We start from the raw sequence: 24,633 nt of genomic DNA, 5'->3' as shown, positions 1-24,633 counted from the left end.
GCCGAAAGGGCCCTTCGTCGCAGCACATGCGGCGAAGGGCCCTTTCGTGTCACGCGGGTACGGGTTCCCGGACCTTCTTGCGCACGCTCAGCCGCCCGTGTGCGGCCAGGATCCCCAGGACGACGAGCAACGCGCCGACGGGCTGGTTCCATGCCAAGGGTTCGTCGAGCACGAGGACGCCGAGCAGCACACCCACGACAGGTGTGAGGTAGGTCACGGCCGACGCGTTCGACGCGCCCCATGCCGCGATGATCGACGCGTTCCACGCGTAGGCGAGCCCGGTGCCCAGCGCTCCGAGCGCGATCATGCTGAGGACGATCGGCGTGTCGAGGCGCACCGGCGTCGTCGCGATGAACGGCGCGAGTACCAGCATCACGACGGCACCGCAGCAGACCTGTCCGAGCGCGATGGTGGGCGCGTCGAGGTTCCGCCAGGAAATGAACCTTCGCACGTAGACGAACGAGATGCCGTAGCAGGTCGTCGCGCCGAGGCACGCCAGTTGCGCGGTCAGTTCGTGGGACACGTCGATCCCTTGCCAGACCCCGACGATGGTGAGCACGCCGAGGAAGCCGAGGAGCAGGCCGGTCGTACGGGCCTTCGTGAACCGTTCCGACGGCAGGGCCGCGGCGGCGATGAGCATGGTGATCAGCGGGGTCGTCGCGTTGAAGATGCTGGCGAGCCCGGAGGAGATGTACTGCTCGGCCCAGGAGAACAGCAGGAACGGGATGACGCACAGCAGCACGGAGACGACCGCGAGATGGCCCCAGAGCGCCGGATCGCGGGGGAGCGGCTTACGGCGCCACGCGGCGATGGCGATGAGCGCCACGGCGCCGAGGCAGACGCGCGAGAGCGCCACCTGAGCCGGCGATAGGCCGGTGAGACCGATCTTGATGAACAGAAAACTCGCACCCCATACGACCGCGAGTGCCGCGAACCGGATCGCGATACCGAAACGTCCCAATTGTCCTTCTCCTGAATCCTCAAGTCGGGGCTCAGTGAATCCCGGAATCCTCTTGCGCTCCAGCGGTTTTCAGACGATGTGTCCGAAGACTCGCGCGTGGCGGTCACCAGAACCGTCTGTATAACGACCTATACTTCCGGGCTGTGAGCGAATCTTCCGGGCGCCCGCGCGCGCCGATCACCGAAGCCGATGTCCTGGCCTGGCTGGAAACGACGGCGGCCGCCGTACGGGCGGGCGAGGTGAGCGCCCCCGAACTCATCGAGATTCTGGGGGAGTTGCGCCGCGCCTCCGCGGCCTGCGCCGACGCGTCGGACTGGGCACTGCTCGCCGCCAGAGAAGAAGGCGCCAGCCTCCGTCAGATCGCGCCCGTCTTCGGCAAGGGTTACGTTCGGGCTCCGGCGGCGCGCCTCGAAAAGCTCCATCGGCAGGCACAGAACTCGAGCCAGTGGCTCGCGATCCTCCGCCACAAGAACGAAGGAGCCCGGTGACAGACTCGGAAACCCCCGTCGGCGACCGGATCGCCGTCGGACTGGCGGCGCTCGGCAGGCCCGCGTACATCAACCTCGGCCGGGTCGAGGCGCTGCCGCCAGGACGCGAGTTCGAGGCGATGCGCGCGGCGACCTACGACGTGCTGGACGACGCGTATCGCGCGGGCGTCCGCTGGATCGACGTCGCTCGTTCGTATGGTTCTTCGGAGGAGTTCCTCGCCGGCTGGCTCGCCGACCGCGGCCACCCGGGCGTCACCGTGTCGAGCAAATGGGGCTACCGCTACGTGGGGGAGTGGAAGCTCGACGCGGAGGTGCACGAGGTCAAGGAGCACACCGCGGCGCGGTTCGCCGAGCAGTGGACCGAATCCGCCGGGCTGCTGGGGAAAGCGATCTCGCTCTACCAGGTCCATTCGCTCACTGTGGACAGTCCACTGTTCACCGACGACCGGTTGATCGGCGCGCTGGCGGAACTCGCCGCGGACGGGGTGCCGGTGGGGTTCTCGACGTCCGGACCGTCGCAGGCCGACGCCGTCCGCCGGGCGTTCGAGCTGGAGGTGTCCGGAACGCCGGTCTTCAGTGCCGTGCAGTCGACGTGGAACCTGCTCGAACCGTCCGTCGGCCCGGCGCTCGCGGAGGCGCACGCCGCCGGGAAACGGGTGCTGGTCAAGGAAACCGTCGCGAACGGACGGCTGGTGGTCGAGCCGCCTGCGCCGCTCGCGCGGATCGCGCGGGACCAGGGGACGGGCCCGGACGCGGTGGCCATCGCGGCGGTGCTGGCGCAGGACTGGCGTCCGATCGCGGTCGTCGGCCCGTCGAGCACCGCCCAGCTCGCGGAGAATCTCGTTGCCGCGAAGGTGAAACTCGCCGAAGACGAACTCGCGGAGCTGGCCGCGCTCGCGGAGGAACCGGTCGCTTACTGGCGGCACCGGTCCTGCCTCGGCTGGCATTGAGGGGCTGGACTAGTCTCGCGGCAAACGTCAGGCGGAAGCCGGGGAGGGCTCGGGGTGCGTCATCGGCAGGTGCTCGCGGTGGCGACGGTCGCGCTGTTCGGTCTGTCGGGATGCGCCGACCGTCCCAACGACCTCGACACCTACTACGACGACCCGACGCCGACGCCCGCGGCCGAGCCGTCACAGCCCTCGGTCAAACCGCAGGCCAACCCGGTGCCGCCGTCGTCGACCCGGCCTCCCGTCCCCGCGGCCGTTTCCGCCGCGTTGCTGACCGACGAGGACGTCGCCGAGGAAGAGGTCGTCCCCGGCGACAGCAAGGTGTCCGGCTGTCTGACCGGTCTCACCCGGGGCACGAGCCGCTCGGCCACGTGGTCGTACCCCAGCGGCTCGACGCTGGAACATCAGGTCACCGAGTACCCCGACCGTGACGCTTCGGATGTCGTCCTCCGGGCGGACTGCGACGGCAAGAAACTCACCCTCGCGAAGCAAACCGGCGTCGAGGTCCAGCGCGCCTGGTGCGACGGCACGACGTGCACGGTGTTGCTCGCCAAGGGGAAGCTCGTCTCCGCCCTCAGCGTGACCGCCGGAACCGAAGCGCGGGCGACGGACGCGGCGAAGCGGTTGTTGCCGATCGTCGCGCAGCGCCTCCGTTCGGCCTAGCGCGCGTCTTCTCGCCGGAACCACTCCAGGGCGCCCAGACGTCCGTCCGGGATGAACCGGCTCTCCGGATCGTCGAGCCACGAACGCAACTCACGCAGCGTCAGCCAGCGTCCTTCGACCACTTCGGACGGCTGATGGACGAATGGGCCGTCCCAGCGCGTTTCGAAGGCGAAGTTGTGGGCCCGGATCGTCTCGTCGTCGGTGACGTGGACGAAAAGCGGCCGTAGTTCCACTCCGTGAACACCCAGTTCTTCAGCCAGTTCCCGGCGTGCGCATTCCTCCGGGGTCTCGCCCGCGGCGACGATGCCGCCGGCCCAGCAGTCCCATGTGGAGGGATAGACGTCCTTGGTGGCCGTACGGAGATGCACGTAGACACGCTCTCCGTCACTCGAACGGACCAACACCACGCCCGCCGCGTGCCAGAGTCCCTCGGCGCGGACCCGGGAGCGCGTGGCCGCTCCCACCGCGGTTCCGTCGAGGTCATAGAGCGCAACGAGTTCGTCACTGCCTGACATGGGGGGCATCGTCGCACGCCCCCGACCCCGTAGGGTGGTGGGTATGCGGCGGATCATGGGAACCGAAGTCGAGTACGGCATCGCGGTGCCGGGCGACGCGACGGCGAACCCGGTACTCACCTCGACCCAGGTCGTGCTGGCCTACGCGGCCGCGGCGGACATCCCGCGGGCGAGGCGGGCACGCTGGGACTACGAGGTGGAATCACCCCTGCGCGACGCCCGCGGGTTCGACCTGACCGGCCCGAGCGGCCCAGGACACGACCCGGACGTCGAGGACCTCGGCGCGGCGAACGTGATCCTGACCAACGGGGCGCGGTTGTACGTCGACCACGCCCACCCCGAGTACTCCGCGCCCGAGGTGACGAACGCGCGCGACGCGGTCATCTGGGACAAGGCGGGCGAACGGGTCATGGAGGAGGCGGCGCGCAAGGCCGCCACCGTGCCGGGACAGCCGCCGTTGCAGCTGTACAAGAACAACGTCGACGGCAAGGGCGCGAGCTACGGCACGCACGAGAACTACCTGATGCAGCGGTCGACCCCGTTCACCGCGGTGATCGCCGGGCTGACGCCGTTCTTCGTGTCCCGCCAGGTGATCACGGGTTCGGGCCGCGTCGGTGTCGGGCAGCAGAGCGAGGAGGCGGGTTTCCAGCTCTCGCAGCGCTCGGACTACATCGAGGTCGAGGTCGGCCTGGAGACCACGCTCAAACGCGGGATCATCAACACTCGCGACGAGCCGCACGCCGACGCGGACAAGTACCGCCGGCTGCACGTCATCATCGGCGACGCGAACCTGGCCGAGTACTCGACGTACCTCAAGGTCGGCACGACGGCGCTGGTGCTGGACCTGATCGAGGCGGGCATCCGGTTCGACGACCTGAAACTGGACGAACCGGTGCGGGCCGTCCACCAGATCAGCCACGACCCGACGCTGAAGGCGAAGGTGTCGCTGGCCAACGGGCGCAAGTACACCGGGCTGGACCTCCAGTTCGCCTACCACGAGATCGCGTCGGCGAACCTGGAGCGCACCGGCGCGGACGAGGCCTCCAAGGAGGTCCTGCGGGTCTGGGGCGAGATCCTGGACGCCCTGGCGCGGGACCCCCAGGAATGCGCGGACAGGCTGGACTGGCCGGCGAAGCTGCGGTTGCTCGAGGGCTACCGCGCGCGGGACCAGCTGGCCTGGGGCGCGCCGCGGTTGCGGCTGGTCGACCTGCAGTACTCGGATGTCCGGCTGGACAAGGGCCTGTACAACAGGCTCGTCACCAGAGGTTCGATGAAGCGCCTGGTGACCGAGGAGGAGGTGCTGGAGGCGGTCACGACCCCGCCTTCCGACACCAGGGCCTACTTCCGGGGCCGCACGCTGGAGAAGTACGCCAACTCCATCGCCGCGGCGTCGTGGGATTCGGTCATCTTCGACGTCGGCAGGGAATCGCTGGTGCGGATCCCGACGTTGGAGCCGTTGCGGGGCACGAAGGCCCACGTGGGGAAGTTGCTGGACGACTCCGCGACCGCCGAGGAGCTGGTGGAGGCGCTCACCGGTTCGGACTAGCGGGATTTCCTTTCATCGGGGTTAAGCGATCACGGATCCCGCGGATTGTCGGGACCGCTGGGTAGGCTAGGAAACATCGGCCACACCGGGAGGCGAGATGGCTCAGGAAAAGATCGAAAAGCACGGCGGCGGCGACTCGGACGAAGAGTTCGAGGACGGCGGTCCGGCGGGTCAGGAACGGCGCGAGAAGCTCGGCGAGGACGTCGACACGATCCTCGACGAGATCGACGACGTGCTCGAGGAGAACGCCGAGGACTTCGTCCGCGCGTACGTGCAAAAGGGCGGCGAGTAACTCGTCTTCCGGCGGCCCGCGCGGCCGCCTGTGCGGAGCCGGCGGATCACACAGATTGGAACTTTGAGCACGTATGGAACACACCTCGGGTAAGTCGGCGCTGCCCGCCGCGTACTTCTCGTCGGCGACCTCGTCGTTCTCGGACTTCCTCCGGGCGCAGGCGCCCGAGCTGCTCCCGGAGCGGCGGGTCTCGACCGGGGCGGCCGGGCTGGACGCCCCGCACGGGACGACGATCGTCGCGGTCAAGTTCGCGGGCGGGGTGCTGATCGCCGGTGACCGGCGGGCCACGTCGGGCAACCTGATCGCTTCGCGCGACATGGAGAAGGTCCACGTCACCGACGAGTACTCGGCCGTGGGCATCGCGGGCTCGGCCGGGCTGGCGATCGAGATGGTGCGGCTGTACGCGGTCGAACTGGCGCACTACGAGAAGATCGAGGGTGTTTCGCTCTCGCTCGACGGCAAGACGAACAAGCTCGCGGGGCTGGTGAAGTCCAACCTCGAGATGGCGATGGCGGGGCTGGCCGTGCTGCCGCTGTTCGTCGGGTACGACCTCGACGCCGAGGACGCGAAGCACGCGGGCCGGATCGTCTCGTACGACGCGACGGGCGGCCGCTATGAGGAGAACGCGGGCTACCACGCCATCGGCTCGGGTTCGCTGTTCGCGAAGGGCTCGCTGAAGAAGCTGTACGACCCGGACGCGGACGCCGAAGCCGCGATCCGGACGGCGGTGGAGGCGCTGTACGACGCGGCGGACGACGACACCGCGACCGGCGGGCCGGATCTGGTGCGCCGGATCTTCCCGACGATCGTGACGGTCACCGCGGAGCAGGGTGCGGTGGCGTTGCCGCTCGAGCAGACGACAGCGGTGGCCGAGGCCGTCGTGGCCGCACGAGCCGAGCGCGGGCGCTAGCCGTCTTTCCCTGTCCCTTCCCGATGAGAGCCCGAAAGAGCGGAGCACCACAGTGACGATGCCGTTGTACGCCTCTCCCGAGCAGTTGATGCGGGAGCGTTCCGAGATCGCGCGCAAGGGCATCGCGCGTGGCCGGAGCGTGGTCGTGCTCAAGTACCGCGGTGGCGTGCTGTTCGTGGCCGAGAACCCCTCGGCGACGTTGCACAAGGTGTCGGAGATCTACGACCGGATCGGTTTCGCGGCCGTGGGCCGCTACAGCGAGTTCGAGAACCTCCGTGTCGCCGGCATCCGGCACGCGGACCTGAAGGGCTACCAGTACGACCGGCGGGACGTCAGCGCGCGTGCGCTGGCGAACGCGTACGCCGCGACGCTGGGCAGCATCTTCACCGAGCAGCTGAAGCCGTTCGAGGTGGAGGTCTGCGTCGCCGAGGTCGGCGCGACCGCCGCCGAGGACCAGCTGTACCGGCTGACCTACGACGGTTCGATCTTCGACGAGCCGAAGTTCGTCGTGATGGGCGGTCAGGCCGACACGCTCACCACGAAGCTCAAGGAGAGCTTCGAGTCGGACATGGAGCTGGAAGCGGCGCTCGGCGTCGCGGTGAAGGCGTTGCGAGCCAACACCCCCACGCCCGCGAACGGCGACTCGGACCCGGTGAAGCTCGAGGTCGCCGTCCTGGAGCGGGAGCGGCGCGGCCGCAAGTTCCGCCGGGTCGCCGGTGCCGCGCTGGACGCGCTGCTGCCCGCCGAGCCGGAGGAGCCGAAGAAGGACGACGCCGAGGGCGACAAGCCCGACGGTGAGTCCAAGAAGGACTGAGCCTCCTGAAGTATGTGAAGGCCCCCTTCACTGCGTCTAGCGCGGTGAAGGGGGCCTTCACATACTTGCGATGGGGGTAAGGCAAAGGTCGGGTGTATCCCCGCTAACGTTGCGAAAGCCGCCTTTGGCCTACCCCTCAGTACACAGTGGACGCGGCCCGCGCGGAGGGTGCCTAGAGCCGGTAGATGGTGAGCGCGCTGGGCCGCGACCGGAAGCGGAAGTCGTTGCCGAGCGGGCCGACCTCGCCGTCGGTGGCGACGCGGCGGTTGCCGTTCAGCAGCCGGACGTGCAGCTCCGGAACGTCGAGTTCCTGGTAGACGTGGCTGGCGTTGAGGCTGTTCGTGATCGTGGCGAGGATGAACCGCGCTCGCGAGTAGGGCAGGTCGGCGCGCAGGTACCGGACGTCGAGAAGGCCGGTGTCGAGCGCCGGGCGGCGCGAGGGGGCGAACCCCTTCGGCGAGTAGGTGCCGTTGCCGACGAACAGCAGCCAGATGCTGGTGTGCTTGCCGTTGAGGGTCACTTCCAGCGGCTTCGCGCGCCGGAGGGTGCGGGCGAGCGCGATCGCCGCCGACGGCCACTTCGGGTGCCGCTTCTGCAGCCTTTCCCGGATGCGGACCATTTCCGGGTAACCGCCGAGGCTGGCGGTGTTGACGAAGTAGCGCTGGTCGTCGTCGTGGTTGATCTCGACCTCGCCGAGGTCGACGCCGACGGCGTTGCCCGCCTCGGTGGCGGCGTCCGCGTCGGGCATCGAGCGCATGCCCACGTCCCGGGCGAAGTGGTTGAGGGTGCCCGCCGGGATGAGCGCGAGCGGCAGGTCGTGGTCGGCCGCGACGGCGGCCACTGCGGCGACCGTCCCGTCACCCCCGGCGACACCGAGCGCGCGTACGGTGTTGTCCCGGGCGGCGATCTCGTCGCAGAGCTGATCGCGCAGGTCACGCTTCGCGTCCGGATACAGGATGGTGGCCTTGGGCCAGGCGAACCGGGCTTCCTCGGTCGGATCCTGGCCGTCGATCCCCGAATGCGGGTTGACCAGGACGAGCATGTCCTCCCCGTCGCGCATTTCGGGCGCTTCGGCGGTGTGCGCGGTGCGGCCGGGGACGTCGTCGTTCAGCGGCCACCAGTGCCGCGTGAGGAGGCCGGCGCCGACGCCGATCCCGATCCCCACCCCGACGTCACTGGGCCAGTGGACACCGGTGTGGACCCGGGAATAGGCCACGGCGGCGGCCAGCGGTACGAGGGCGGCGCCGGTCTTGGGCGATTCCATCGCGACGGCCGTGACGAAGGCGGCCGCGGACGCCGAGTGCCCGGACGGGAACGACGACGAGGTCGGCCGCCGGACGAGCCGCCGGTGCATCGGCACCTCTTCGGCCGCGGGGCGGCGGCGGGGGAACAGCGGCTTGCCGATCAGGTTCGCCGCCGCGCTGGCCCCGGCGATGGCGGCCACGCCGCGGAGCGCTCCCCGGCGCGTCGGCCCCTTCTTCGCCGCGAGCAGGACCGCGACACACCACCAAAGCTTGGATTTGTCCGCACTTTTGGAGAGCGACGTGATCACCTCGTCGGCCCTGGTCCTCGGCAGGGCAGCACTCCGCGCCATCAGCCGCCGATCGGTCCGCCCGACCTTGCGGAAAGGGCGCTTGAGCTGCTTTAACACGGGTTCCCCACTTCCGGCCCGGAACGTCATGCGCGTGAGACCCGATCGGGACTTCCCGCACACCTTTCACCGAATGCAACGTACCGACCGCGTGTCGCCGCCCGAACGGCGCACCTTCAGTGGGTCTTCACCGCCTACTCTGGTGGGATGCAGCGGCGGATCTTTGGCATCGAGACCGAGTTCGGGGTCACGTGCACCTTTCACGGGCAACGCAGGCTCTCCCCGGACGAAGTGGCGCGTTACCTGTTTCGGCGTGTCGTGTCCTGGGGGCGTTCGTCGAACGTCTTCCTGTCGAACGGCTCGCGGCTCTACCTCGACGTGGGTTCCCACCCTGAGTACGCGACGGCGGAATGCGACGACCTCGTCCAGCTCGTCACGCACGACAAGGCGGGGGAGCGGATCCTCGAGGACCTCCTGGTGGACGCCGAGCGGCGGCTGGCGGACGAGGGCATCGGCGGCGACATCTTCCTGTTCAAGAACAACACCGACTCGGCGGGCAACTCCTACGGCTGCCACGAGAACTACCTGGTGACCCGGGCGGGTGAGTTCTCCCGGATCGCCGACGTGCTGCTGCCGTTCCTGGTGACCCGGCAGCTCATCTGCGGCGCCGGCAAGGTGCTGCAGACGCCCCGCGGCGCCGTGTACTGCCTGTCCCAGCGAGCGGAACACATCTGGGAGGGCGTCTCCAGCGCCACCACGCGCTCGCGGCCGATCATCAACACCCGCGACGAGCCGCACGCCGACGCCGAACGCTACCGGCGCCTGCACGTGATCGTCGGCGACTCGAACATGGCCGAGCCGACCACGATGCTCAAGGTCGGATCGGCGAACCTGGTGCTGGAGATGATCGAAGCGGGCGTCCAGTTCCGCGACTTCACGCTGGACAACCCGATAAGGGCCATCCGCGAGATCAGCCACGACCTCACCGGACGCCGACAGGTGCGGCTCGCCGGCGGCCGCGAGGCGTCCGCGCTGGACATCCAGCGCGAGTACCACGCCCGGGCCGTCCAGCACGTCAAGGAGACCGGTTCGTCGCCGCAATCCGAGCGCGTCGTCGAGCTGTGGGGCCGTGCGCTGGAGGCGGTCGAGCAGCAGGACTTCAGCAAGATCGACACCGAGATCGACTGGGCGATCAAGCACCGACTGGTCGAGCGCTACCGCAACAAGCACGACCTCGACCTGTCGAGCCCGCGGATCGCGCAACTCGACCTGGCCTACCACGACATCCGGCGCGGGCGGGGCATCTTCGACCTGCTGCAGCGGAAGGGGCTCGTGCGGCGGGTCACCGACGACGGCGAGATCGAGTTGGCCAAGGACACGCCGCCGCAGACCACGCGGGCGAAGCTGCGCGGTGACTTCATCGCCGCCGCGCAGGCCGCCGGGCGTGACTTCACCGTGGACTGGGTGCACCTCAAGCTCAACGACCAGGCACAGCGGACCGTGCTGTGCAAGGACCCGTTCCGCTCGGTGGACGAACGCGTCGAGAGGCTCATCTCCTCGCTCTGAATTACTCCGTGAAGGCCATCTTGGAAGGCTCCGCGCCCTCTAAGGTGGCCTTCACGGATCTTCGAGGGAGAGGTGCGCCGATGCGCCGTGCGTTGCTGGTCCTGCTGGGTGCGGTCGTCCCGATGGCGTTCACCGGTGTCGCGCACGCCGCACCGGAATGTCCGGAGCCCGCGTGGACGGAGACTCCGACGGGCATGGACACCCAGTTGCGCGGCCTGTCCGCGGTGGATTCCCGTACGGCGTGGGTCAGCGGCAGCAGGGGCACCATCCTGCGCACCACCGACCGCGGCCGCACCTGGCAGCCCGTCGCCCCCGCGGGCACCGAGGCGCTCGACTTCCGTGACATCGAGGCCTTCGACGCAGATCACGCGGTCGCGCTGTCGATCGGGCCCGGCGACGCGTCCCGGATCTACCGCACCGACGACGGCGGCAAGAGCTGGCGACTGTCCTTCAGGAACAGTGACCCTGCCGCCTTTTACGACTGTGTCGCGTTCTTCGACCACCGGCGCGGTCTCGCGATGAGCGATCCGGTGGACGGCAAGTTCCGGTTACAGTCCACTTCGGACGGTGGTCGCACGTGGAAGCCGGTTCCCGCCGAGGGCATGGTCCCCGCGCTCGACGGCGAGTTCGGGTTCGCCGCCAGCGGCCAGTGCCTCACCACTTCGGGCCCGCGTGACGCCTGGATCGCCACCGGTGGCGGGGCCCGCGCCCGCGTCCTGCACTCCGGCGACGGCGGGATGACGTGGGAAGCCGCGGACACTCCGTTGCCCAGCGGCGCCTCAGCCGGGGTCTTTTCGGTGGCGTTCCGAGATCCACGGCACGGCGTGGCCATCGGCGGCGACTACGCGGCGCCGAACGCTCCCGGTCCGGCGGCGGCGCTCAGTGCGGACAGGGGGCGCACCTGGCGGACACCGCCCGAGGCCCCGGTCGGCTACCGCTCCGGCCTGGCGTGGCTGGGGAACACCGTGATCGCCGTCGGCCCCGGCGGGAGCGATCTGAGCCCGGACGGCGGACGGCATTGGAAGTCGTTCGACACCGGATCGCTCGACTCGGTCGACTGCGCTCGTGGCGCGTGCTGGGCGAGCGGGGCCAACGGCAGGGCCGCGCGGCTCGGAACGGCCTAAGCTCGAAGGACTATGACCGCACAAGCCGAACCAGTCCCGGAGACCACCGATCATCTGGTCGAGGTGTTGAAGGCGCTCGCCAACCCGATCCGGCTCCAGGTGCTCGGGTGGCTGCGCGAACCGGACCGGCACTTCCCGCCGGAGAACGCGATCGCCGACCAGGACGAGGTCGGGGTCTGCGTCAGTCATCTCCAGGCGAAGCTGGGGCTCGCGCAGTCCACGGTGTCGGCGTACATGGCGCTGTTGCAGCGCGCCGGGCTCGTCCGGTCCACCCGGGTGGGCAAGTGGACGCACTATCGCCGTGACGAGCAGCGGATCGCCCAGCTGGTCGACCTGCTGGGACGCTCCATCTGAGCCCGGCCGGGAATAACATATCGAAAATCTGCGATGCTTCGATATGTTGGACTCGACCTGAGGAGAGACAGATGGAACTGGGGCGTTTCGGGATCTGGACGTTCGACTTCGAGGATCAGCCCGCGAGCATGCTCCGGGATTCGGTGCGAGAACTGGAAGAACTCGGCTGGCCCGCGATCTGGATCCCGGAACGGGACGGCCGCGAAGCGCTGACCCACGCCGGATTCCTGCTCGCGTCCACCGAACAGATGGCCGTGGTCAACGGAATCGCGCGCATCGACTCCCGTGGGGCCCGCTGGACCCGTGGCGCGGCGCTCCTGCTCGCCGACGCGTATCCGGGCAGGCATGTCCTCGGGCTCGGCTTCGGTGGCGCGCGTCCCGGTGTCAAGCCGCTGGAGGCGATGAACACCTACCTCGACGAACTCGACACCGTCACCAGCGCGAACCCGCTGCCCGCTCAGTCGATCCGGCGGCTGCTGGCGGCGTACGGGCCGAAAATGCTCGGGCTCGCCCGCGACCGGTCCGAGGGCGCGCACACCTACCACGTGCCGGTGTCGCACACCGCCCAGGCGAGGGAAGTGCTGGGGGAGAAGGCCTTCCTCGGCGTCGAGCACGCCGTGCTGTTCGAAACCGACCCGGGCAAGGCGCGTGCGATCGCCCGCGAACATCTGCACGCCTACCTGACGTCGAAGTACAACGTGGCCAAGTTCCTCCGCCTCGGCTACACCGAAGCCGACATCGACGGCGGCCGAGGCAGCGACCGGCTCGTCGACGATCTCGTGTTCTGGGGCGACCTCGACACCGTCACCGCGAAACTGCACGGCCACCTCGACGCGGGCGCCGACCACGTCGGCGTCCAGGTCATCGGCATCGAACCCGGCGAATCGGCCATGCCGCACTGGCGGCGGCTGGCCGACTCGCTGCTGCCGCGCTAGCGGACCTGGCCGGTCGGGCGGACCACGATCTCGTTGACGTCGACCGAGGGCGGCTGCTCCAGCGCGAAGAGCACCGCCCTCGCGATGTCGTCGGGTTCCAGTTTGGGCTTGGACTTCGAGTCCTCGGGGATCATCGAGGTGTCGACCAGTCCCGGCTGCACGACGGTGACCCGCACGCCGGTGCCGATGGCCTCCTCGCGGATGGACCCGGCGAGCCCGGTCACCGCCCATTTCGTGGCCGAGTAGAGGTTCCCGGGCCGGTGGTAGCGCCCGGCGACCGAGCCGGTGAGCACGAGGTGCCCCTTCGATTCCGCCAGTGACGGAAGGGTCGCCCGTGCGGTGAGGGCGGTGCCGTAGACGTTCGTCAGCACCATGTCCCGCCACTGTTCGGGGTCCGCGCCGCCGTCGCCGAAGAACGAGACGACGACGCTTTGTCCCGCGTTGGCAAACACCGCGTCCAGCCGGCCGAAGGTGTTCTTCACCGTCTCGACGGCCGCGAAGATCGATCCCCATTCGGTGACGTCCGCCGCGACCGCGAGGGCCCGCTCCTCGCCGAGCTCGGCGACGAGCGGGAGCAGCGCCTCGCGGTCGCGGGAGAGCAACGCCAGCCGGAATCCGGCCGTCGCGGCCCGGCGCGCGGTGGCCGCGCCGAGGCCGCGGGAAGCACCGGTGATCAGCAGTACTCGCTCGTTCATGCCTCCAAACTAGGCGGCGTGTAGCCGTCCCATTCGGGCACCGGTTCGCCGGCGAGGGAAGCGCCGAGCCGGTCGAGGTAGAAGTGCCAGCCCTTGGCGATATCCGAGGTGTCCCAGTCCGGTTTGGGCATCCGGTGCACGAAGTCGAGCACTGTTCCGTCGCCGCGCGGGGTCAGGGTCAGCTCCACTCGCCAGGTCGGCTCGCCGGTGTTGTGCAGATCCATGACCAGCCGTTTCGGCGGATCGCATTCGCGGATGACGGCGGGACCCGGCTCGGAGCCCTCCTCGGCGGTCATCGACAGCATGATCGTGTTGCCGACTCCGGCTTCGCCCGTCCAGGTGCCGATCCAGCGGGCCGTGCGCTCGGAATCGGTGAGCGCCGACCAGACGTCCTCGATGGGGTCCGGGTACTCGCGCCGGAGTTCGAGCCGGGTCTCCTCGTTGTCCATGACGCGAAGATAACCGTAGGCTTAATTAAGCGTCAACTTATTCAATGGTCAGGACGAGCCTTCCGCGGAGTCCGTCCTCCGCCAGGCGGTCGTGTGCTTTCACCGCCTCGGCCAAGGGCAAGGTGTCGGCGACCCGGAGGCCGAGCGCACCGTTGTCGACCAAGGTCACCAGCCCGGCGAGCGCCGCGCCGTCGGCGGCTACCCAGACGTGCTCGACCTTGATGCCCCGCAACGGAATCGGGGCGGCTCCGGCCGCGAACACGACGAACCGGCCGCGGTTCGCCACCGCGTCCAACGCGTCGAGCCCGAGCAGCGCCGTGTCGAGTGCCGCGTCGACGCCGCCAGGGACCGCCGCCCGCACGCGATCGGCGAGGAAATCGCCACGTGACACGAAAACCTCCGCGCCGAAGCCTCGAACCAGTGCCTCGTCGGCCGGGCCGGCGACCGCCACCACGCGGAATCCCCTCGCCTTGGCCAAGGCGACCGCGTAGCCGCCGACGGCTCCCGCCGCGCCGGTCACCAGGACCGTCGCGCCCGGTGGCAGGTCGAGCAGATCGAGGGCCTGGACCGCGGTGAGACCGTTCAGCGGCAATGTCGCGGCCTCCGCGAGGGACACCGTCCGCGGGGCGGCGGCGATCGCGTCCGCGTCGAGCACGACGAAGTCGGCATACGCGCCGAGCGCGGCTGACGGCCGGTCCAGCAGGCCGATCACGCTGTCGCCGGCGGCGAACCCGGTGACGCCGCCGCCCACGGCGTCGACAGTCCCGGCCACGTCCCAGCCGATCCCGACCCGCTCACGCGGCGGGATGATCCCCGCCTCGGTCAGGAAACCCGACCGGGTCCCGGCGTCGACCGGGTTGACCCCGGCCGCGGCCACCTTCACTCGTACCTGACCGGGCCCCGGTGCGGGTACCGCGACTTCGCTGAACTCCAGGACTTCCGGGCCGCCGAACCGGCGGACCACCACAGCGCGCATCGTTCTCCTCCAGGGGAATCGTTCACGGCGAACGTATGGGGAGTTACTCTCCTTCGGGAAGTACGCACCTCGAGGTGCCCAAGCCACGCGGAGGTACGCGCACCGTGGTCACGCGCACGGCACAGGAACGCCGGGACGAACAGAAGCGGGCCTACGACGCCTACCTCGCGGCCTGTCCCGCCCGGAAACTGCTCGACGAGGTCTCGGGTAAATGGGTCAGCCTCGTCCTCGTCGCCCTCGGCGACGGGCCCCAGCGCTACAGCGACCTCTCGCGCCGGATTGCGGGCGTCAGCCAGAAGATGCTCACGCAGACACTGCGGACCCTCGAACGGGACGGCCTCCTGACCCGCACGGTGACCCCCTGCGTGCCGGTCCGCGTCGACTACGAACTGACCGAACTCGGCCGGAGCCTCCGGCAGTTGCTGGCCGGGATCAAGGAATGGGCCGAGACCCGGTTCGACGAGGTCGAGACCGCCAGGGATCGCTACGACGCGCGATCGGCGGCTCTCACCATCGGGTCGGACGGCGCGGGCTAGGGTAGCCGGGTGTCCACCGCACGCGCCGAACGTCTGGTCAACCTGGTTCTGGCCCTCCTGTCCACCCGGCAGTACCTCACCGCCGAGCGGATCCGGGGCATCGTGCCCGGGTACGCCGACGCGGCCAGCGACGAGGCGTACTTCCGCATGTTCGAGCGCGACAAGACCGAACTGCGCGAACTCGGCATCCCGTTGGAGACCGGCCGCAACTCCGCGTTCGACGCGATCGACGGCTACCGCATCGCGCGCCGCGACTACGAACTCGGCGAGATCGACCTGGCGCCCGACGAGGCGACCGCGGTCGGCCTCGCCGTCCGGCTGTGGGATTCCCCGGAACTGACCGGTGAGGCGCAAGGCGCGCTGGTGAAACTCCGCGCCGCCGGGGTCGAGGTCGACGACCACGCCCCGACCGTCGTCGAACCCCGCGTCCGCGCCGAACCGGCGTTCGGCCCGCTGCTCGCCGCCGTCCAAGCCGGGCGGGCGGTGCGTTTCGAGTACCGCCGCAGTGGTTCGGCCGAACGCAAGATCCGCACCCTCGAACCGTGGGGCGTGGTGTCGTGGAAGGGCCGCTGGTACGTCGTCGGGCACGACAGGGACCGCGGCGCGCCCCGGTGCTTCCGCCTCTCGCGCGTGACCGGGAAGGTCGCCGCCTTCGGGGAAACCGGCGTCGTCGAACGCCCGGAAGGGGTCAACCTGCTGCGTATGGTCTCCGCCAGCAGTGGCGAGGACCCGTCCGCTCCGACCACCGCCAGTGTCTGGGTCGCCGACGGCCGGGCCGCCGGGGTCCGCCGCCGCGGCCGGGTGGTCGGCCGCAGCAACGCCGGGGGAGAAGAAGGCGATCTCGTGGAGATCGAGCTGTACTACCCCGAATCCGCCGCCGACTGGCTCACCGCGCACGGGCCGGACGTCCTCGTCCTCGAACCAGAGGTGCTCGCGAAGTCTGTCTTCAGCCGCCTCGAAGCCATCGCGCACGCCGGCGGTGCCCGATGAGCACCACCGGACGGATGCCGCGGCTGCTCGCGCTCGTGCCGTATCTCCTCGCGCGGCCCGGGATCAAGATCGACGACGCCGCCCACGACTTCGACGTCACACCCAAGCAGCTGCGCAAGGACCTCGAACTGCTGTGGATGTGCGGGCTGCCCGGCTACGGCCCCGGCGACCTGATCGACCTCTCTTTCGAGGGCGACACGATCGTCGTCACGCATGACGCGGGCATGAACCGCCCGCTGCGGCTCACCGGCGGCGAGGCGACGGCCATGCTCGTCGCGCTGCGCGCGCTGGCCGAGACGCCCGGGGTGGTCGACGCCGACGCGGTCCGCCGGGCCATCGCGAAGATCGAGGTGGCCGCGGGGCAGGCCCAGCCGTCGGGGATCGTCGTCGGCGGGGGAGTGCGGGAAGGCAAGAAGACGGCAGGCACGCGCGAAGCCGTCCGGGCCGCTCTCACGGCGAAGCGCGCGTTGCGGATCCGGTACTACACGGCGTCGAAGGACGAGATCACCGAACGCACCGTCGATCCGATGCGGCTGCTCATCGTCCAGGCGGTCGGCTACCTCGAAGCGTGGTGCCGCCGCGCCGAGGGTGTCCGGCTGTTCCGCCTCGACCGGATCGACGAGCTCACCGTGCTTGACGAACCCGCCGTCCCGCCGGCGCACGCACAGCCCACTGACATTTCCGATGGTGTTTTCCGCCCGCGTCCCGATCAGCAGGAAGCCGTTCTCGTCCTCGACCCCGACGCACGCTGGGTAGCCGAGTACTACCCCTGCGAGGAGCTCGACGAGCTCGACGGCGGGCGGCTGCGCATCCGGATGCGGTACGCCGACGAGTCGTGGATGGTCCGGCTCATCCTGGGCCTCGGCGGAGACGCGCAGGTCGAAAGCCCGGCCGCGCTCGGAGAGGCTGTTCGTCGACGGGCGGCCGACGCGCTGGCCCGGGCTCGTCACCTAACGTCAACCTACGAGCAGTAGGGTGACGCCGTGTCGTACCTGCCGAGCATCGCGCTCGCCGTCGCCGGGCTGATCCTGCTCTTTGTTCTGCTAATCAAATTACGCAGAGTCTTGCGCGTACTCACCCATACGATGAGCATGGTGGCTACGAACACCCGAAAACGGACAGGGCTCCTTCGCGCCCGGTCGGCCGCGCTGCGCGTGGCGATCGCGCAACGACGTGGGCTCGAAGACCGGTAACATCACACCTGAGAGACTCGAGAAGGAGGCCGCAAACGATGAACGCGCTGCAGCCGTGGCACATCATCATCCTGGTGCTCGTCGTTGTTCTGCTGTTCGGCGCCAAGAGGCTTCCGGACGCCGCGCGGTCCATCGGCAAGTCCATGAAGATCTTCAAGGCCGAGACCAAGGACATGGCCGGGGACAAGGACAAGGCCGCCGAGACCGAAGAGGTCGAGACCAAGCAGCTGCCGCAGGCCACCACGCCCGCGCCCGCCGCGACCGCGCAGGACAAGCAGGTCGCCGAACTCCAGCGTCAGCTCGACGAGCTCAAGAAGCAGCAGGCCACCACGCCCGCTCCGGCCGAGCAGGCGCAGAAGAACGCCAGCTGAGCGATCTTTTCGCAAGCAGCTTCTAGCCAGCCCAGCGGAGCCTGTTCGCGGATGAGCGCGCCGAACCACCGGCGCGCTCATGGTGGACCCTGACGAGAACGGACTGTCCAGTGGCGGATTCCGCCTCCGGTGAGGAGCGCCGCGGTTCGAAGCGGCGCAAGCGCAGCCGTCGGACCAACCCCGACGGCACGATGACGCTCATCGAGCACATCTACGAGTTCCGCCGCCGTCTGGGCTTCGCGCTGCTCGCCATCCTGGCGGGCGGGATCATCGGTTTCATCTGGTTCCAGACCAAGGTGGGCCCGATCCCGTCGCTCGGCCAGATCATGACCGGGCCGTACTGCGGCATCCCGTACCAGCGCAGGCTCGGCGGGGAACTCAACGGTCCCTGCCAGCTGCTCCAGACGGTTCCGTTCGAAGCCTTCATGATCCAGCTGAAGGTCGGTCTCGCCGCGGGCGCGGTCCTGCTCGCCCCGCTATGGCTCTACCAGATCTGGGCGTTCATCGCGCCCGGTCTCTACTCGAAGGAGCGCAAGTACGCGCTCACCTTCGTCTTCTTCGCGTCGATCCTGTTCGCCGCCGGCGCCGTGCTGGCGTACCTGCTCATCCCGCACGCTCTCGAGCTGCTGATGAACTTCGGTGGCGACCAGTTCATCACCGCCCTCACCGGTGACAAGTACATCTCGTTCATCCTGTCGCTGCTGCTGATCTTCGGCGTCAGTTTCGAACTCCCGTTGTTCGTGGTGATGTTGAACCGCGTCGGCGTCCTCAAGTACCAGACGCTGAAGAAGTGGCGCCGCGGCCTGATCATGGTCGTGTTCGTCTTCGCCGCCTTCGCGACGCCTGGTTCGGACCCGTTCTCGATGCTCGCCCTGGCGGGCGCGCTGGTTGTGCTCCTGGAGCTCTCCATCCAGATCGCGCGCTTCCACGACCGCAAGCTCGACAAGGTGCGCGGCACCGAGGGCTGGGACCAGCTCGCCGACGACGAGGCCGCGCCGTTCGACTACACGCCGAGCACCATCGACGACGAACCGTCCGCCACCACCGGTGGCAAGCGGACCAGCACCGACGACGTCACCTGAGCCCGGGATGCACGCGGCACTGGCCGTCCACCCGGCCTCCGGTGACGGGGCCGCGGGACGGCTGCTGGAGTCGGTCGCGGCGAGGCTGCGGCCCGTCGTCGACCGGCTCGACGTCCTCGTCGCCCACACGGTGGAGGAATCCCGTGCGCTGATGACCGACTCTCGGGCGGCCGGACTGGACGTCCTCGTCGTCCTCGGCGGTGACGGCGCGGCACACCAAGGCGTTCAGTTCTGTGCCGAATCCGGCGTCGCCCTCGGGCTCGTCCCCGCGGGCACCGGCAACGACTTCGCCAGGGCTCTCGGCATCCCCGAACAGCCGCACGCCGCCGCTGATTTCGTCGCGAGGCGGATCGCGGAGGGGAAACGGCGGAGAGTCGATCTCGGCCAGGCAGAAGGCGAATGGTTCGCCACGGTACTGTGCTCGGGCTTCGACGCCCTGGTCACCGAACGGGCCAACCGGCTGACCTGGCCTCGCGGCCCGCGCCGCTACGACGTCGCGATCCTGGCCGAACTCGCCGCGTTCCGGCCTCGGCCGGTCGTGCTCCGCACGGACGTCGAGACACTCGAACTCGACGCCACCATGATCGCCGTCGGCAACACCCCGTACTACGGCGGCGGCATGCCGATCTGCCCCGGGGCGGACCCCGAAGACGGTCTGTTCGACGTCACCGTCGTCGGCAACGCGACCCGGCGCGACCTGCTTCGCATGTTGCCCGGTGTCCGGTCCGGAGAGCACATCGCGCATCCGGCGGTCCGGACCCTCAAAGCCAGTCAGATCCACCTGGCGGGCAGCGACCTGCCGGTGTACGCCGACGGCGAGCCGCTGGGCAGGCTGCCGATCGACGTCACCTGTGTTCCCGGCGCGCTCACCGTCGTCGGGTGAGCCCGGCGTAGTCACCCGCTCGCCACACCAGTCCGCGGAACGTCGCGGCAGACATCAGTTCGCCGCGCGGGAAGAACACCCCGCCGCAGCGGTGGCAGAACCACGCCTGCCGCCAGTACTCCAGCGCGTCGGGGATGCCCCGCCGGATCCGCGCGTTGCGCCGCAGCCTGAGCACGAACAGCACGGCGAACAGCGCGACCAGCGCGAAGGCGCCGAATGGGAAGATCGACGCTCCGATGAACTGCGCGACCCGGCCGTCGGCGCTCGGCGCGACGTTCTCGTCGAGCACGTCGGTGGCGAAGGCGAGGAACACGAACGCGGGGATCAGCAAGACCAGCGCGAGTGCCAAGAAGCACCCGCCACCGCGGAGCACCGGATACGGGTTGAGCGACGCCGCGGTCGCCGTCACCGACACGCCGGTGTGCGTCGTCGCGGTATAGACCACGCCGTCGCCCGCCGGGATGGCCGCCATGCCCCCTTGCACCCGGTAGGTCGTCTGCCCGCTCTGGAACACCGCCGGCACACTCTGCACCTGGTCGACCTGCGCGCATTGCGGGCAAGCGATCTCCATGGGTCCCCTCTCGATCTCGGATCCGGCCCTTGGATGACACAGGGGTGGCGGCCGTTCCCGAGATCGTCACACCGAGTGCGAACTGTCGGTGGGGTATGGAACCCTGACGAAGTGGTCAATAGCCCTTCTCAGACCCCGGCCGAGGCCTACGCGGCCTCCCAGCGCCGCGCTCGATACCCCCAGCTGACCCGCTTCGCGGCGGAATCGTCGTTCGAATTCGACGACTTCCAGGTCCGCGGCTGCGAGGCGCTCGAAGACGGTCACGGCGTGCTCGTCTGCGCGCCCACCGGCGCCGGGAAGACCGTGGTCGGCGAGTTCGCGGTGCATCTCGCCCTCGCCGAGGGCCGCAAATGCTTCTACACGACACCGATCAAGGCGTTGTCGAACCAGAAGTACGCCGACCTCGCCGGCCGCTATGGGGCCGACGCCGTCGGCCTGCTGACCGGCGACACCTCGATCAACGGCAACGCGCAGGTCGTGGTCATGACCACCGAGGTCCTCCGCAACATGCTGTACGCCGGGTCCTCGACCATCGGCGAGCTCGCGTACGTGGTGATGGACGAGGTCCACTACCTCGCCGACCGGTTCCGCGGTGCCGTCTGGGAAGAGGTCATCCTCCACCTGCCCGAACACGTCCGGGTCGTCGGCCTGTCGGCCACGGTGAGCAACGCCGAGGAGTTCGGCGAATGGCTCGTCGAGGTCCGCGGCGACACCACCGTCGTCGTCGACGAGCACCGGCCGGTGCCGCTGTGGCAGCACATGCTGGTCGGCAACCGGCTGCTGGACCTGTTCGCAGGCCAGGAGGAACACGCGCCGGGCGCCGAACTGCGGATCAACCCCAGCCTGCTTCGCCGCACCGAGGAGATCGGCGGGCGTTTCGCCCCGGCCGGGTTGCGCGGGCCGAGAGGACGGCGAGGGGCGCCGTCGCGGATGCCGCGGTACCGGCCGCCGTCCCGCACCGACACGGTCGAGCGGCTGGACAACGCCGGGTTGCTCCCCGCCATCGTGTTCATCTTCTCCCGCGCCGGCTGTGACGCCGCCGTCGGTCAGTGCGTCCGGTCCGGCCTGCGGCTCAACGGCCCCGAAGAGGTCGAGAAGGTCCGCCGCATCGTCGCCGAGCGCACCAAGGACCTCCCCGAAGGCGACCTAGGCGTCCTCGGCTTCTGGGAATGGCGTGAGGCGCTCGAACGCGGTATCGCCGGGCACCACGCCGGGCTGCTCCCGGCGTTCAAGGAAACCGTCGAGGAGCTGTTCGTCCAGGGCCTGGTGAAGGTCGTCTTCGCCACCGAGACGCTCGCGCTCGGCATCAACATGCCCGCGCGCACCGTGGTGCTGGAGCGGCTGGTGAAGTACAACGGCGAGGCGCACGTCGACCTGACGCCGGGGGAGTACACGCAGCTCACCGGGCGGGCCGGACGGCGCGGCATCGACGTCGAAGGCCACGCGGTCGTCGCCTGGCAGCCGGGGATCGATCCGAAGCAGGTCGGCGGGCTGGCCTCGACCAGGACGTACCCGCTGCGGTCGTCCTTCCGGCCCGGCTACAACATGGCGGTGAACCTGGTCGCCCAGGTCGGCGCCGAAGAGGCCCGTGACCTGCTGGAACAGTCGTTCGCGCAGTTCCAGGCCGACCGGTCGGTGGTCGGGACGGCCCGGCGGATCGAGCGGAACAAGGAGGCCCTGCGGGGCTACACCTCGGCCATCACCGGCGATTTCGACCAGATGCTGGAGTACGTCGAACTGCGGGCGAAGATCTCCGCCAGGGAGAAGGCGCTGTCGCGTCAGAACACCTCCGCCCGCCGTGCGGGAACCGCCGAATCGCTGGAGAAGCTCCGCAAGGGCGACGTCATCGCCGTGCCCGCGGGACGGCGCGCGGGGCTGGCGGTCGTCGTCGACCCGGGGCTCGACCCGATCCGCGAACCGCGGCNGGGACGGCGCGCGGGGCTGGCGGTCGTCGTCGACCCGGGGCTCGACCCGATCCGCGAACCGCGGCCCGTGGTGGTCACCGAGGACCGCTGGTCCGGGCCGCTCTCGGTCTCGGACTTCCCGTCGCCGGTCGAGGCGCTGGGGAACATCAAGCTGCCGAAGCACATCGAGCTGCGCTCGCCCAAGACCCGGCGGGATATCGCTTCGAGCCTGCGCAACGCGGGAATCTCCTTGCCTGGCAGGCAAAGGCGCCGCGCGGGGGCCAATGAGGACGGTGAGCTGGCCGCGCTGCGGCGGGCGCTGCGCGCGCATCCGTGCCACGGCCTCGCCGAACGCGAGGCGAACCTGCGCTGGGTCGAGCGGTACCAGCGGCTCACGGCCGAGACCGAGCAACTGGAACGCAAGGTCGCGGCGACCACGCACTCGCTCGCGCGTGCCTTCGACCGCATCCTGCGGCTCCTCGGTGAACGCGGGTACCTCGGCCCCGAGTCGAAGGGCGACGGCGAGAACCGCGTCACCGAACACGGGAAGCGGCTCACCCGGCTCTACAGCGAGTCCGATCTGCTCGCCGCCGAGTGCATCCGGCACGGCGTCTGGAAAGGACTGGCGCCCGCCGAACTCGCCGCCGTCGTCTCGACGCTGGTCTTCGAGGCACGCCGGGACACCGCAGGGGAGCCCCGCCTGCCCGCGGGCAAGGTGCTCGACGCCTGGCAGGCGACCACGCGGCTGTGGATGGAGCTCACCGAGGACGAGCGGCGCCACAAACTGGACCGCACCCGCGAACCCGACGCCGGTTTCGCCTGGCCCGTCTACCGATGGGCGCGCGGCGAATCGCTGGAGAAGGTCCTCACCGCCGCCGAGGCGAACGGGCAGGAGCTGTCGGCCGGTGACTTCGTGCGCTGGGCGCGGCAGGTCATCGACCTGCTGGACCAGATCCGCGACGTCCTCGGGAAGGCGGACCCGGTCGGAGCGGCGGCCTCGGACGCGGTGAAGGCGTTGCGGCGTGGAGTCGTGGCGGCCGGCGGCGCGTGACCGGTCTCGTGAGTTTCGGCGTCGGCCCGTGATGGAGTGAAGGCGTCCTTCGCCGCGTCTGATGCGGCGAAGGACGCCTTCGGGCCTGAGGGCCGGTCCGATGAGGCGGCTGCGGTGTTCCCAGGCCCCGGAATCCGTGAAGGCCTCCTTCCTTGCGCCTAGGTACAGGAAGGGACCTTCATGTACTCGGGCGACCCCGAGTCGCCGGTACCGCGTCGGTCGAGCCTCGTGAGTGGTGAGGACGGTTAGAACCGTCCTCACCACTGACGAGACGTTGGGCTGACCGGCGGAGTGCCCCGCGTCCGGTGTGAGCACGGTCGCGGCGAGTTGCCCCGACACCGGCCGGGAACAGTGGGCAGGGGCGCCGACCTGTGGTTGGATCGCCCACGACGGCCATGCAGGTCGGCCGGTGACGATGGCGGAACAGGCGGAGGCGAACGATGAGCACGCCGTATGGCGGCAACGACCCGCAGCAGCAGCCCCAATGGGGGCAGCAGCCGGGCTACGGGCAACAGCCGGGCGGCGCTCAACCGCCGAGCGGCCCGCAGCAGCAACCGCAGTGGGGTCAGCAGCCGCAGTACGACCCGTCGCAGACCCAGCAGCAACAGCCGCAGTGGGGTCAGCAGCCCGCCCCCTACGACCCGTCCCAGCAGCAGCCGGGCTACCCGCAGCATCAGGACCCGTCGCAGACGCAGCAACAGCAGCCGCAGTGGGGTCAGCAGCCGCAGTACGGCCAGCAGCCGGGATATCCGCAGAGCGGGCCCCAGCAGCAACCCGGCTACCCCCAGAGCGGCCCGCAGCAACAGCCGCAGTACGGGCAGCAGCAGCCCGGTCAGTACGACTACGGCCAGAGCCAGTTCCCAGGCACCCAGGGCGAGGCGCAGGACAAGCCGAAGTCCAAGAAGGGCCTGTTCATCGGGATCGGCGCGCTCGTGGTGATCATCGCCGCGGTCGGCATCCTCGGCTTCGTCACGCCGGGCTGGTTCAACACCCAGGTGTTCAACAACACGCAGATGCAGACCGACGTGCAGAAGCTGCTCACCGAGACCTACGGGATCAAGGAGATCAGCGCGGTCACCTGCCCCTCCGGTCAGGAGGTCAAGGACGGCGTGAAGTTCACCTGCACCGCCACGATCGAGGGCAAGCCGCAGGAGGTGCCGATCACCGTGAAGGGTGACACCGGCAACTACGAGGTCTCTCCGCCCGCCATCAAATAACGGCGGGCG

27 protein-coding genes are annotated in these 24,633 nt (G+C 69.5%); 20 read left to right on the top strand and 7 right to left on the bottom strand.

What is annotated here, in order from left to right; genetic code table 11:
- Positions 1–49: 49 nt before the first annotated feature.
- Positions 50–961 (bottom strand): DMT family transporter, encoded by a 912-nt coding sequence (locus tag LCL61_RS25720; protein ID WP_340682095.1) that lies wholly within the window; start codon positions 959–961, stop codon positions 50–52.
- Positions 962–1,104: 143 nt separating this feature from the next.
- Between LCL61_RS25720 and LCL61_RS25715 the strand changes: the two genes are divergently transcribed.
- From LCL61_RS25715 to LCL61_RS25705, 3 genes are read left to right on the top strand one after another with little or no spacing between them, the layout of a single operon-like run.
- Positions 1,105–1,449, top strand: a complete 345-nt coding sequence (locus LCL61_RS25715) for a hypothetical protein (protein ID WP_125678154.1) — start codon at positions 1,105–1,107, stop codon at positions 1,447–1,449.
- On the top strand, positions 1,446–2,399 hold the full coding sequence (locus LCL61_RS25710; RefSeq protein WP_340682094.1) for an aldo/keto reductase: 954 nt from the start codon (positions 1,446–1,448) through the stop codon (positions 2,397–2,399). The genes LCL61_RS25715 and LCL61_RS25710 overlap by 4 nt, the downstream gene beginning before the upstream one ends.
- A gap of 54 nt (positions 2,400–2,453) precedes the next feature.
- Positions 2,454–3,059, top strand: coding sequence for a hypothetical protein (locus LCL61_RS25705; RefSeq protein WP_340682093.1), 606 nt, complete (start codon positions 2,454–2,456; stop codon positions 3,057–3,059).
- Here LCL61_RS25705 and LCL61_RS25700 read toward each other — a convergent pair.
- Positions 3,056–3,574: an NUDIX hydrolase gene (locus LCL61_RS25700; RefSeq protein WP_340682092.1), complete on the bottom strand. Its 519-nt coding sequence runs from the start codon at positions 3,572–3,574 to the stop codon at positions 3,056–3,058. The genes LCL61_RS25705 and LCL61_RS25700 overlap by 4 nt on opposite strands.
- Positions 3,575–3,617: 43 nt before the next feature.
- Here LCL61_RS25700 and dop point away from each other — a divergent pair, with 43 nt between their 5' ends.
- The 4 genes from dop to prcA all read left to right on the top strand — a co-directional run bounded on the left by dop (position 3,618) and on the right by prcA (position 7,136).
- Positions 3,618–5,120: a depupylase/deamidase Dop gene (gene dop / locus LCL61_RS25695; protein ID WP_039924535.1), complete on the top strand. Its 1,503-nt coding sequence runs from the start codon at positions 3,618–3,620 to the stop codon at positions 5,118–5,120.
- Between the two features lie 97 nt (positions 5,121–5,217).
- Positions 5,218–5,412 (top strand): ubiquitin-like protein Pup, encoded by a 195-nt coding sequence (locus LCL61_RS25690; protein ID WP_037319666.1) that lies wholly within the window; start codon positions 5,218–5,220, stop codon positions 5,410–5,412.
- A gap of 73 nt (positions 5,413–5,485) precedes the next feature.
- Positions 5,486–6,322: a proteasome subunit beta gene (gene prcB, locus LCL61_RS25685; protein ID WP_340682091.1), complete on the top strand. Its 837-nt coding sequence runs from the start codon at positions 5,486–5,488 to the stop codon at positions 6,320–6,322.
- Positions 6,323–6,374: 52 nt separating this feature from the next.
- Positions 6,375–7,136, top strand: coding sequence for a proteasome subunit alpha (gene prcA, locus LCL61_RS25680; RefSeq protein WP_340682090.1), 762 nt, complete (start codon positions 6,375–6,377; stop codon positions 7,134–7,136).
- 172 nt (positions 7,137–7,308) lie between these two features.
- Here the strand turns inward: prcA and LCL61_RS25675 are convergent, their stop codons facing one another.
- Positions 7,309–8,787, bottom strand: a complete 1,479-nt coding sequence (locus LCL61_RS25675; RefSeq protein WP_340682089.1) for a bifunctional phosphatase PAP2/diacylglycerol kinase family protein — start codon at positions 8,785–8,787, stop codon at positions 7,309–7,311.
- 147 nt (positions 8,788–8,934) lie between these two features.
- Between LCL61_RS25675 and pafA the strand changes: the two genes are divergently transcribed.
- The 4 genes from pafA (at position 8,935) to LCL61_RS25655 (ending at position 12,706) form a co-directional block, all read left to right on the top strand.
- On the top strand, positions 8,935–10,293 hold the full coding sequence (gene pafA, locus LCL61_RS25670; RefSeq protein ID WP_007035399.1) for a Pup--protein ligase: 1,359 nt from the start codon (positions 8,935–8,937) through the stop codon (positions 10,291–10,293).
- A gap of 80 nt (positions 10,294–10,373) precedes the next feature.
- Positions 10,374–11,417, top strand: a complete 1,044-nt coding sequence (locus tag LCL61_RS25665) for an oxidoreductase (protein WP_340682088.1) — start codon at positions 10,374–10,376, stop codon at positions 11,415–11,417.
- A 12-nt stretch (positions 11,418–11,429) separates the two neighbouring features.
- Positions 11,430–11,771 carry a metalloregulator ArsR/SmtB family transcription factor gene (locus LCL61_RS25660; protein ID WP_340682087.1) on the top strand — a complete coding sequence of 114 codons (342 nt, stop codon included), beginning with the start codon at positions 11,430–11,432 and terminating at the stop codon, positions 11,769–11,771.
- A gap of 71 nt (positions 11,772–11,842) precedes the next feature.
- Complete coding sequence (locus tag LCL61_RS25655) at positions 11,843–12,706, top strand: TIGR03620 family F420-dependent LLM class oxidoreductase (RefSeq protein ID WP_340682086.1); 864 nt, start codon at positions 11,843–11,845, stop codon at positions 12,704–12,706.
- Here the strand turns inward: LCL61_RS25655 and LCL61_RS25650 are convergent.
- From LCL61_RS25650 to LCL61_RS25640, 3 genes are read right to left on the bottom strand one after another with little or no spacing between them, the layout of a single operon-like run.
- Entirely contained in the window at positions 12,703–13,401 is a 699-nt protein-coding gene (locus tag LCL61_RS25650; RefSeq protein ID WP_340682085.1) for an SDR family oxidoreductase, read from the bottom strand. The two genes, LCL61_RS25655 and LCL61_RS25650, sit on opposite strands and share 4 nt — an antisense overlap.
- Positions 13,398–13,850 (bottom strand): SRPBCC family protein, encoded by a 453-nt coding sequence (locus LCL61_RS25645; protein ID WP_340682084.1) that lies wholly within the window; start codon positions 13,848–13,850, stop codon positions 13,398–13,400. Before LCL61_RS25645 ends, LCL61_RS25650 begins: the two co-directional genes overlap by 4 nt.
- Before the next feature lie 37 nt (positions 13,851–13,887).
- Positions 13,888–14,826 (bottom strand): NADP-dependent oxidoreductase, encoded by a 939-nt coding sequence (locus LCL61_RS25640; RefSeq protein ID WP_340682083.1) that lies wholly within the window; start codon positions 14,824–14,826, stop codon positions 13,888–13,890.
- A gap of 104 nt (positions 14,827–14,930) precedes the next feature.
- On the opposite strand from LCL61_RS25640, the gene LCL61_RS25635 reads away from it, so the two are divergent.
- The 7 genes from LCL61_RS25635 to LCL61_RS25605 all read left to right on the top strand — a co-directional run bounded on the left by LCL61_RS25635 (position 14,931) and on the right by LCL61_RS25605 (position 19,881).
- Positions 14,931–15,362: a winged helix-turn-helix transcriptional regulator gene (locus tag LCL61_RS25635; protein ID WP_340688679.1), complete on the top strand. Its 432-nt coding sequence runs from the start codon at positions 14,931–14,933 to the stop codon at positions 15,360–15,362.
- 9 nt (positions 15,363–15,371) lie between these two features.
- Complete coding sequence (locus tag LCL61_RS25630; protein ID WP_340682082.1) at positions 15,372–16,352, top strand: helix-turn-helix transcriptional regulator; 981 nt, start codon at positions 15,372–15,374, stop codon at positions 16,350–16,352.
- Positions 16,349–17,326, top strand: coding sequence for a YafY family protein (locus LCL61_RS25625; protein ID WP_340682081.1), 978 nt, complete (start codon positions 16,349–16,351; stop codon positions 17,324–17,326). The genes LCL61_RS25630 and LCL61_RS25625 overlap by 4 nt, the downstream gene beginning before the upstream one ends.
- Before the next feature lie 9 nt (positions 17,327–17,335).
- The gene (locus tag LCL61_RS25620) at positions 17,336–17,545 is read left to right on the top strand and encodes a bacteriophage holin (RefSeq protein WP_005150907.1); all 210 of its coding nucleotides are present in this window, start codon (positions 17,336–17,338) and stop codon (positions 17,543–17,545) included.
- Between the two features lie 38 nt (positions 17,546–17,583).
- Entirely contained in the window at positions 17,584–17,916 is a 333-nt protein-coding gene (gene tatA / locus LCL61_RS25615) for a Sec-independent protein translocase subunit TatA (protein WP_340682080.1), read from the top strand.
- Positions 17,917–18,026: 110 nt separating this feature from the next.
- Positions 18,027–18,998 (top strand): twin-arginine translocase subunit TatC, encoded by a 972-nt coding sequence (gene tatC, locus LCL61_RS25610; RefSeq protein WP_340682079.1) that lies wholly within the window; start codon positions 18,027–18,029, stop codon positions 18,996–18,998.
- A gap of 7 nt (positions 18,999–19,005) precedes the next feature.
- Positions 19,006–19,881: a diacylglycerol/lipid kinase family protein gene (locus LCL61_RS25605; protein WP_340682078.1), complete on the top strand. Its 876-nt coding sequence runs from the start codon at positions 19,006–19,008 to the stop codon at positions 19,879–19,881.
- Here LCL61_RS25605 and LCL61_RS25600 read toward each other — a convergent pair.
- Positions 19,865–20,452, bottom strand: coding sequence for a hypothetical protein (locus LCL61_RS25600; RefSeq protein WP_340682077.1), 588 nt, complete (start codon positions 20,450–20,452; stop codon positions 19,865–19,867). The genes LCL61_RS25605 and LCL61_RS25600 overlap by 17 nt on opposite strands.
- A gap of 111 nt (positions 20,453–20,563) precedes the next feature.
- Between LCL61_RS25600 and LCL61_RS25595 the strand changes: the two genes are divergently transcribed.
- Together LCL61_RS25595 and LCL61_RS25590 are read left to right on the top strand one after the other, a co-directional pair.
- Positions 20,564–23,407 carry a DEAD/DEAH box helicase gene (locus LCL61_RS25595; protein ID WP_340682076.1) on the top strand — a complete coding sequence of 948 codons (2,844 nt, stop codon included), beginning with the start codon at positions 20,564–20,566 and terminating at the stop codon, positions 23,405–23,407.
- A 440-nt stretch (positions 23,408–23,847) separates the two neighbouring features.
- A complete protein-coding gene (locus tag LCL61_RS25590) occupies positions 23,848–24,624 on the top strand; it encodes a DUF4333 domain-containing protein (protein WP_340682075.1) in 777 nt (258 codons plus the stop codon).
- Positions 24,625–24,633 lie beyond the last annotated feature (9 nt).

This window comes from Amycolatopsis coloradensis, assembly GCF_037997115.1.
GTDB lineage: Bacteria > Actinomycetota > Actinomycetes > Mycobacteriales > Pseudonocardiaceae > Amycolatopsis > Amycolatopsis coloradensis_A.
Note: the sequence above shows the minus strand (reverse complement) of the source record. Positions and strands in the feature narration are given on the sequence as shown.

Coding starts and splice junctions, on each gene's coding strand:
- LCL61_RS25625 (WP_340682081.1), top strand. CDS start 16,349: ATGAGCACCACCGGACGGATGCCGCGGCTGCTCGCGCTCGTGCCGTAT.
- LCL61_RS25665 (WP_340682088.1), top strand. CDS start 10,374: ATGCGCCGTGCGTTGCTGGTCCTGCTGGGTGCGGTCGTCCCGATGGCG.
- tatA (WP_340682080.1), top strand. CDS start 17,584: ATGAACGCGCTGCAGCCGTGGCACATCATCATCCTGGTGCTCGTCGTT.
- pafA (WP_007035399.1), top strand. CDS start 8,935: ATGCAGCGGCGGATCTTTGGCATCGAGACCGAGTTCGGGGTCACGTGC.
- LCL61_RS25690 (WP_037319666.1), top strand. CDS start 5,218: ATGGCTCAGGAAAAGATCGAAAAGCACGGCGGCGGCGACTCGGACGAA.
- LCL61_RS25650 (WP_340682085.1), bottom strand. CDS start 13,401: ATGAACGAGCGAGTACTGCTGATCACCGGTGCTTCCCGCGGCCTCGGC.
- prcB (WP_340682091.1), top strand. CDS start 5,486: ATGGAACACACCTCGGGTAAGTCGGCGCTGCCCGCCGCGTACTTCTCG.
- LCL61_RS25645 (WP_340682084.1), bottom strand. CDS start 13,850: ATGGACAACGAGGAGACCCGGCTCGAACTCCGGCGCGAGTACCCGGAC.
- LCL61_RS25640 (WP_340682083.1), bottom strand. CDS start 14,826: ATGCGCGCTGTGGTGGTCCGCCGGTTCGGCGGCCCGGAAGTCCTGGAG.
- LCL61_RS25605 (WP_340682078.1), top strand. CDS start 19,006: ATGCACGCGGCACTGGCCGTCCACCCGGCCTCCGGTGACGGGGCCGCG.
- LCL61_RS25700 (WP_340682092.1), bottom strand. CDS start 3,574: ATGTCAGGCAGTGACGAACTCGTTGCGCTCTATGACCTCGACGGAACC.
- LCL61_RS25600 (WP_340682077.1), bottom strand. CDS start 20,452: ATGGAGATCGCTTGCCCGCAATGCGCGCAGGTCGACCAGGTGCAGAGT.
- LCL61_RS25655 (WP_340682086.1), top strand. CDS start 11,843: ATGGAACTGGGGCGTTTCGGGATCTGGACGTTCGACTTCGAGGATCAG.
- dop (WP_039924535.1), top strand. CDS start 3,618: ATGCGGCGGATCATGGGAACCGAAGTCGAGTACGGCATCGCGGTGCCG.
- LCL61_RS25590 (WP_340682075.1), top strand. CDS start 23,848: ATGAGCACGCCGTATGGCGGCAACGACCCGCAGCAGCAGCCCCAATGG.
- LCL61_RS25660 (WP_340682087.1), top strand. CDS start 11,430: ATGACCGCACAAGCCGAACCAGTCCCGGAGACCACCGATCATCTGGTC.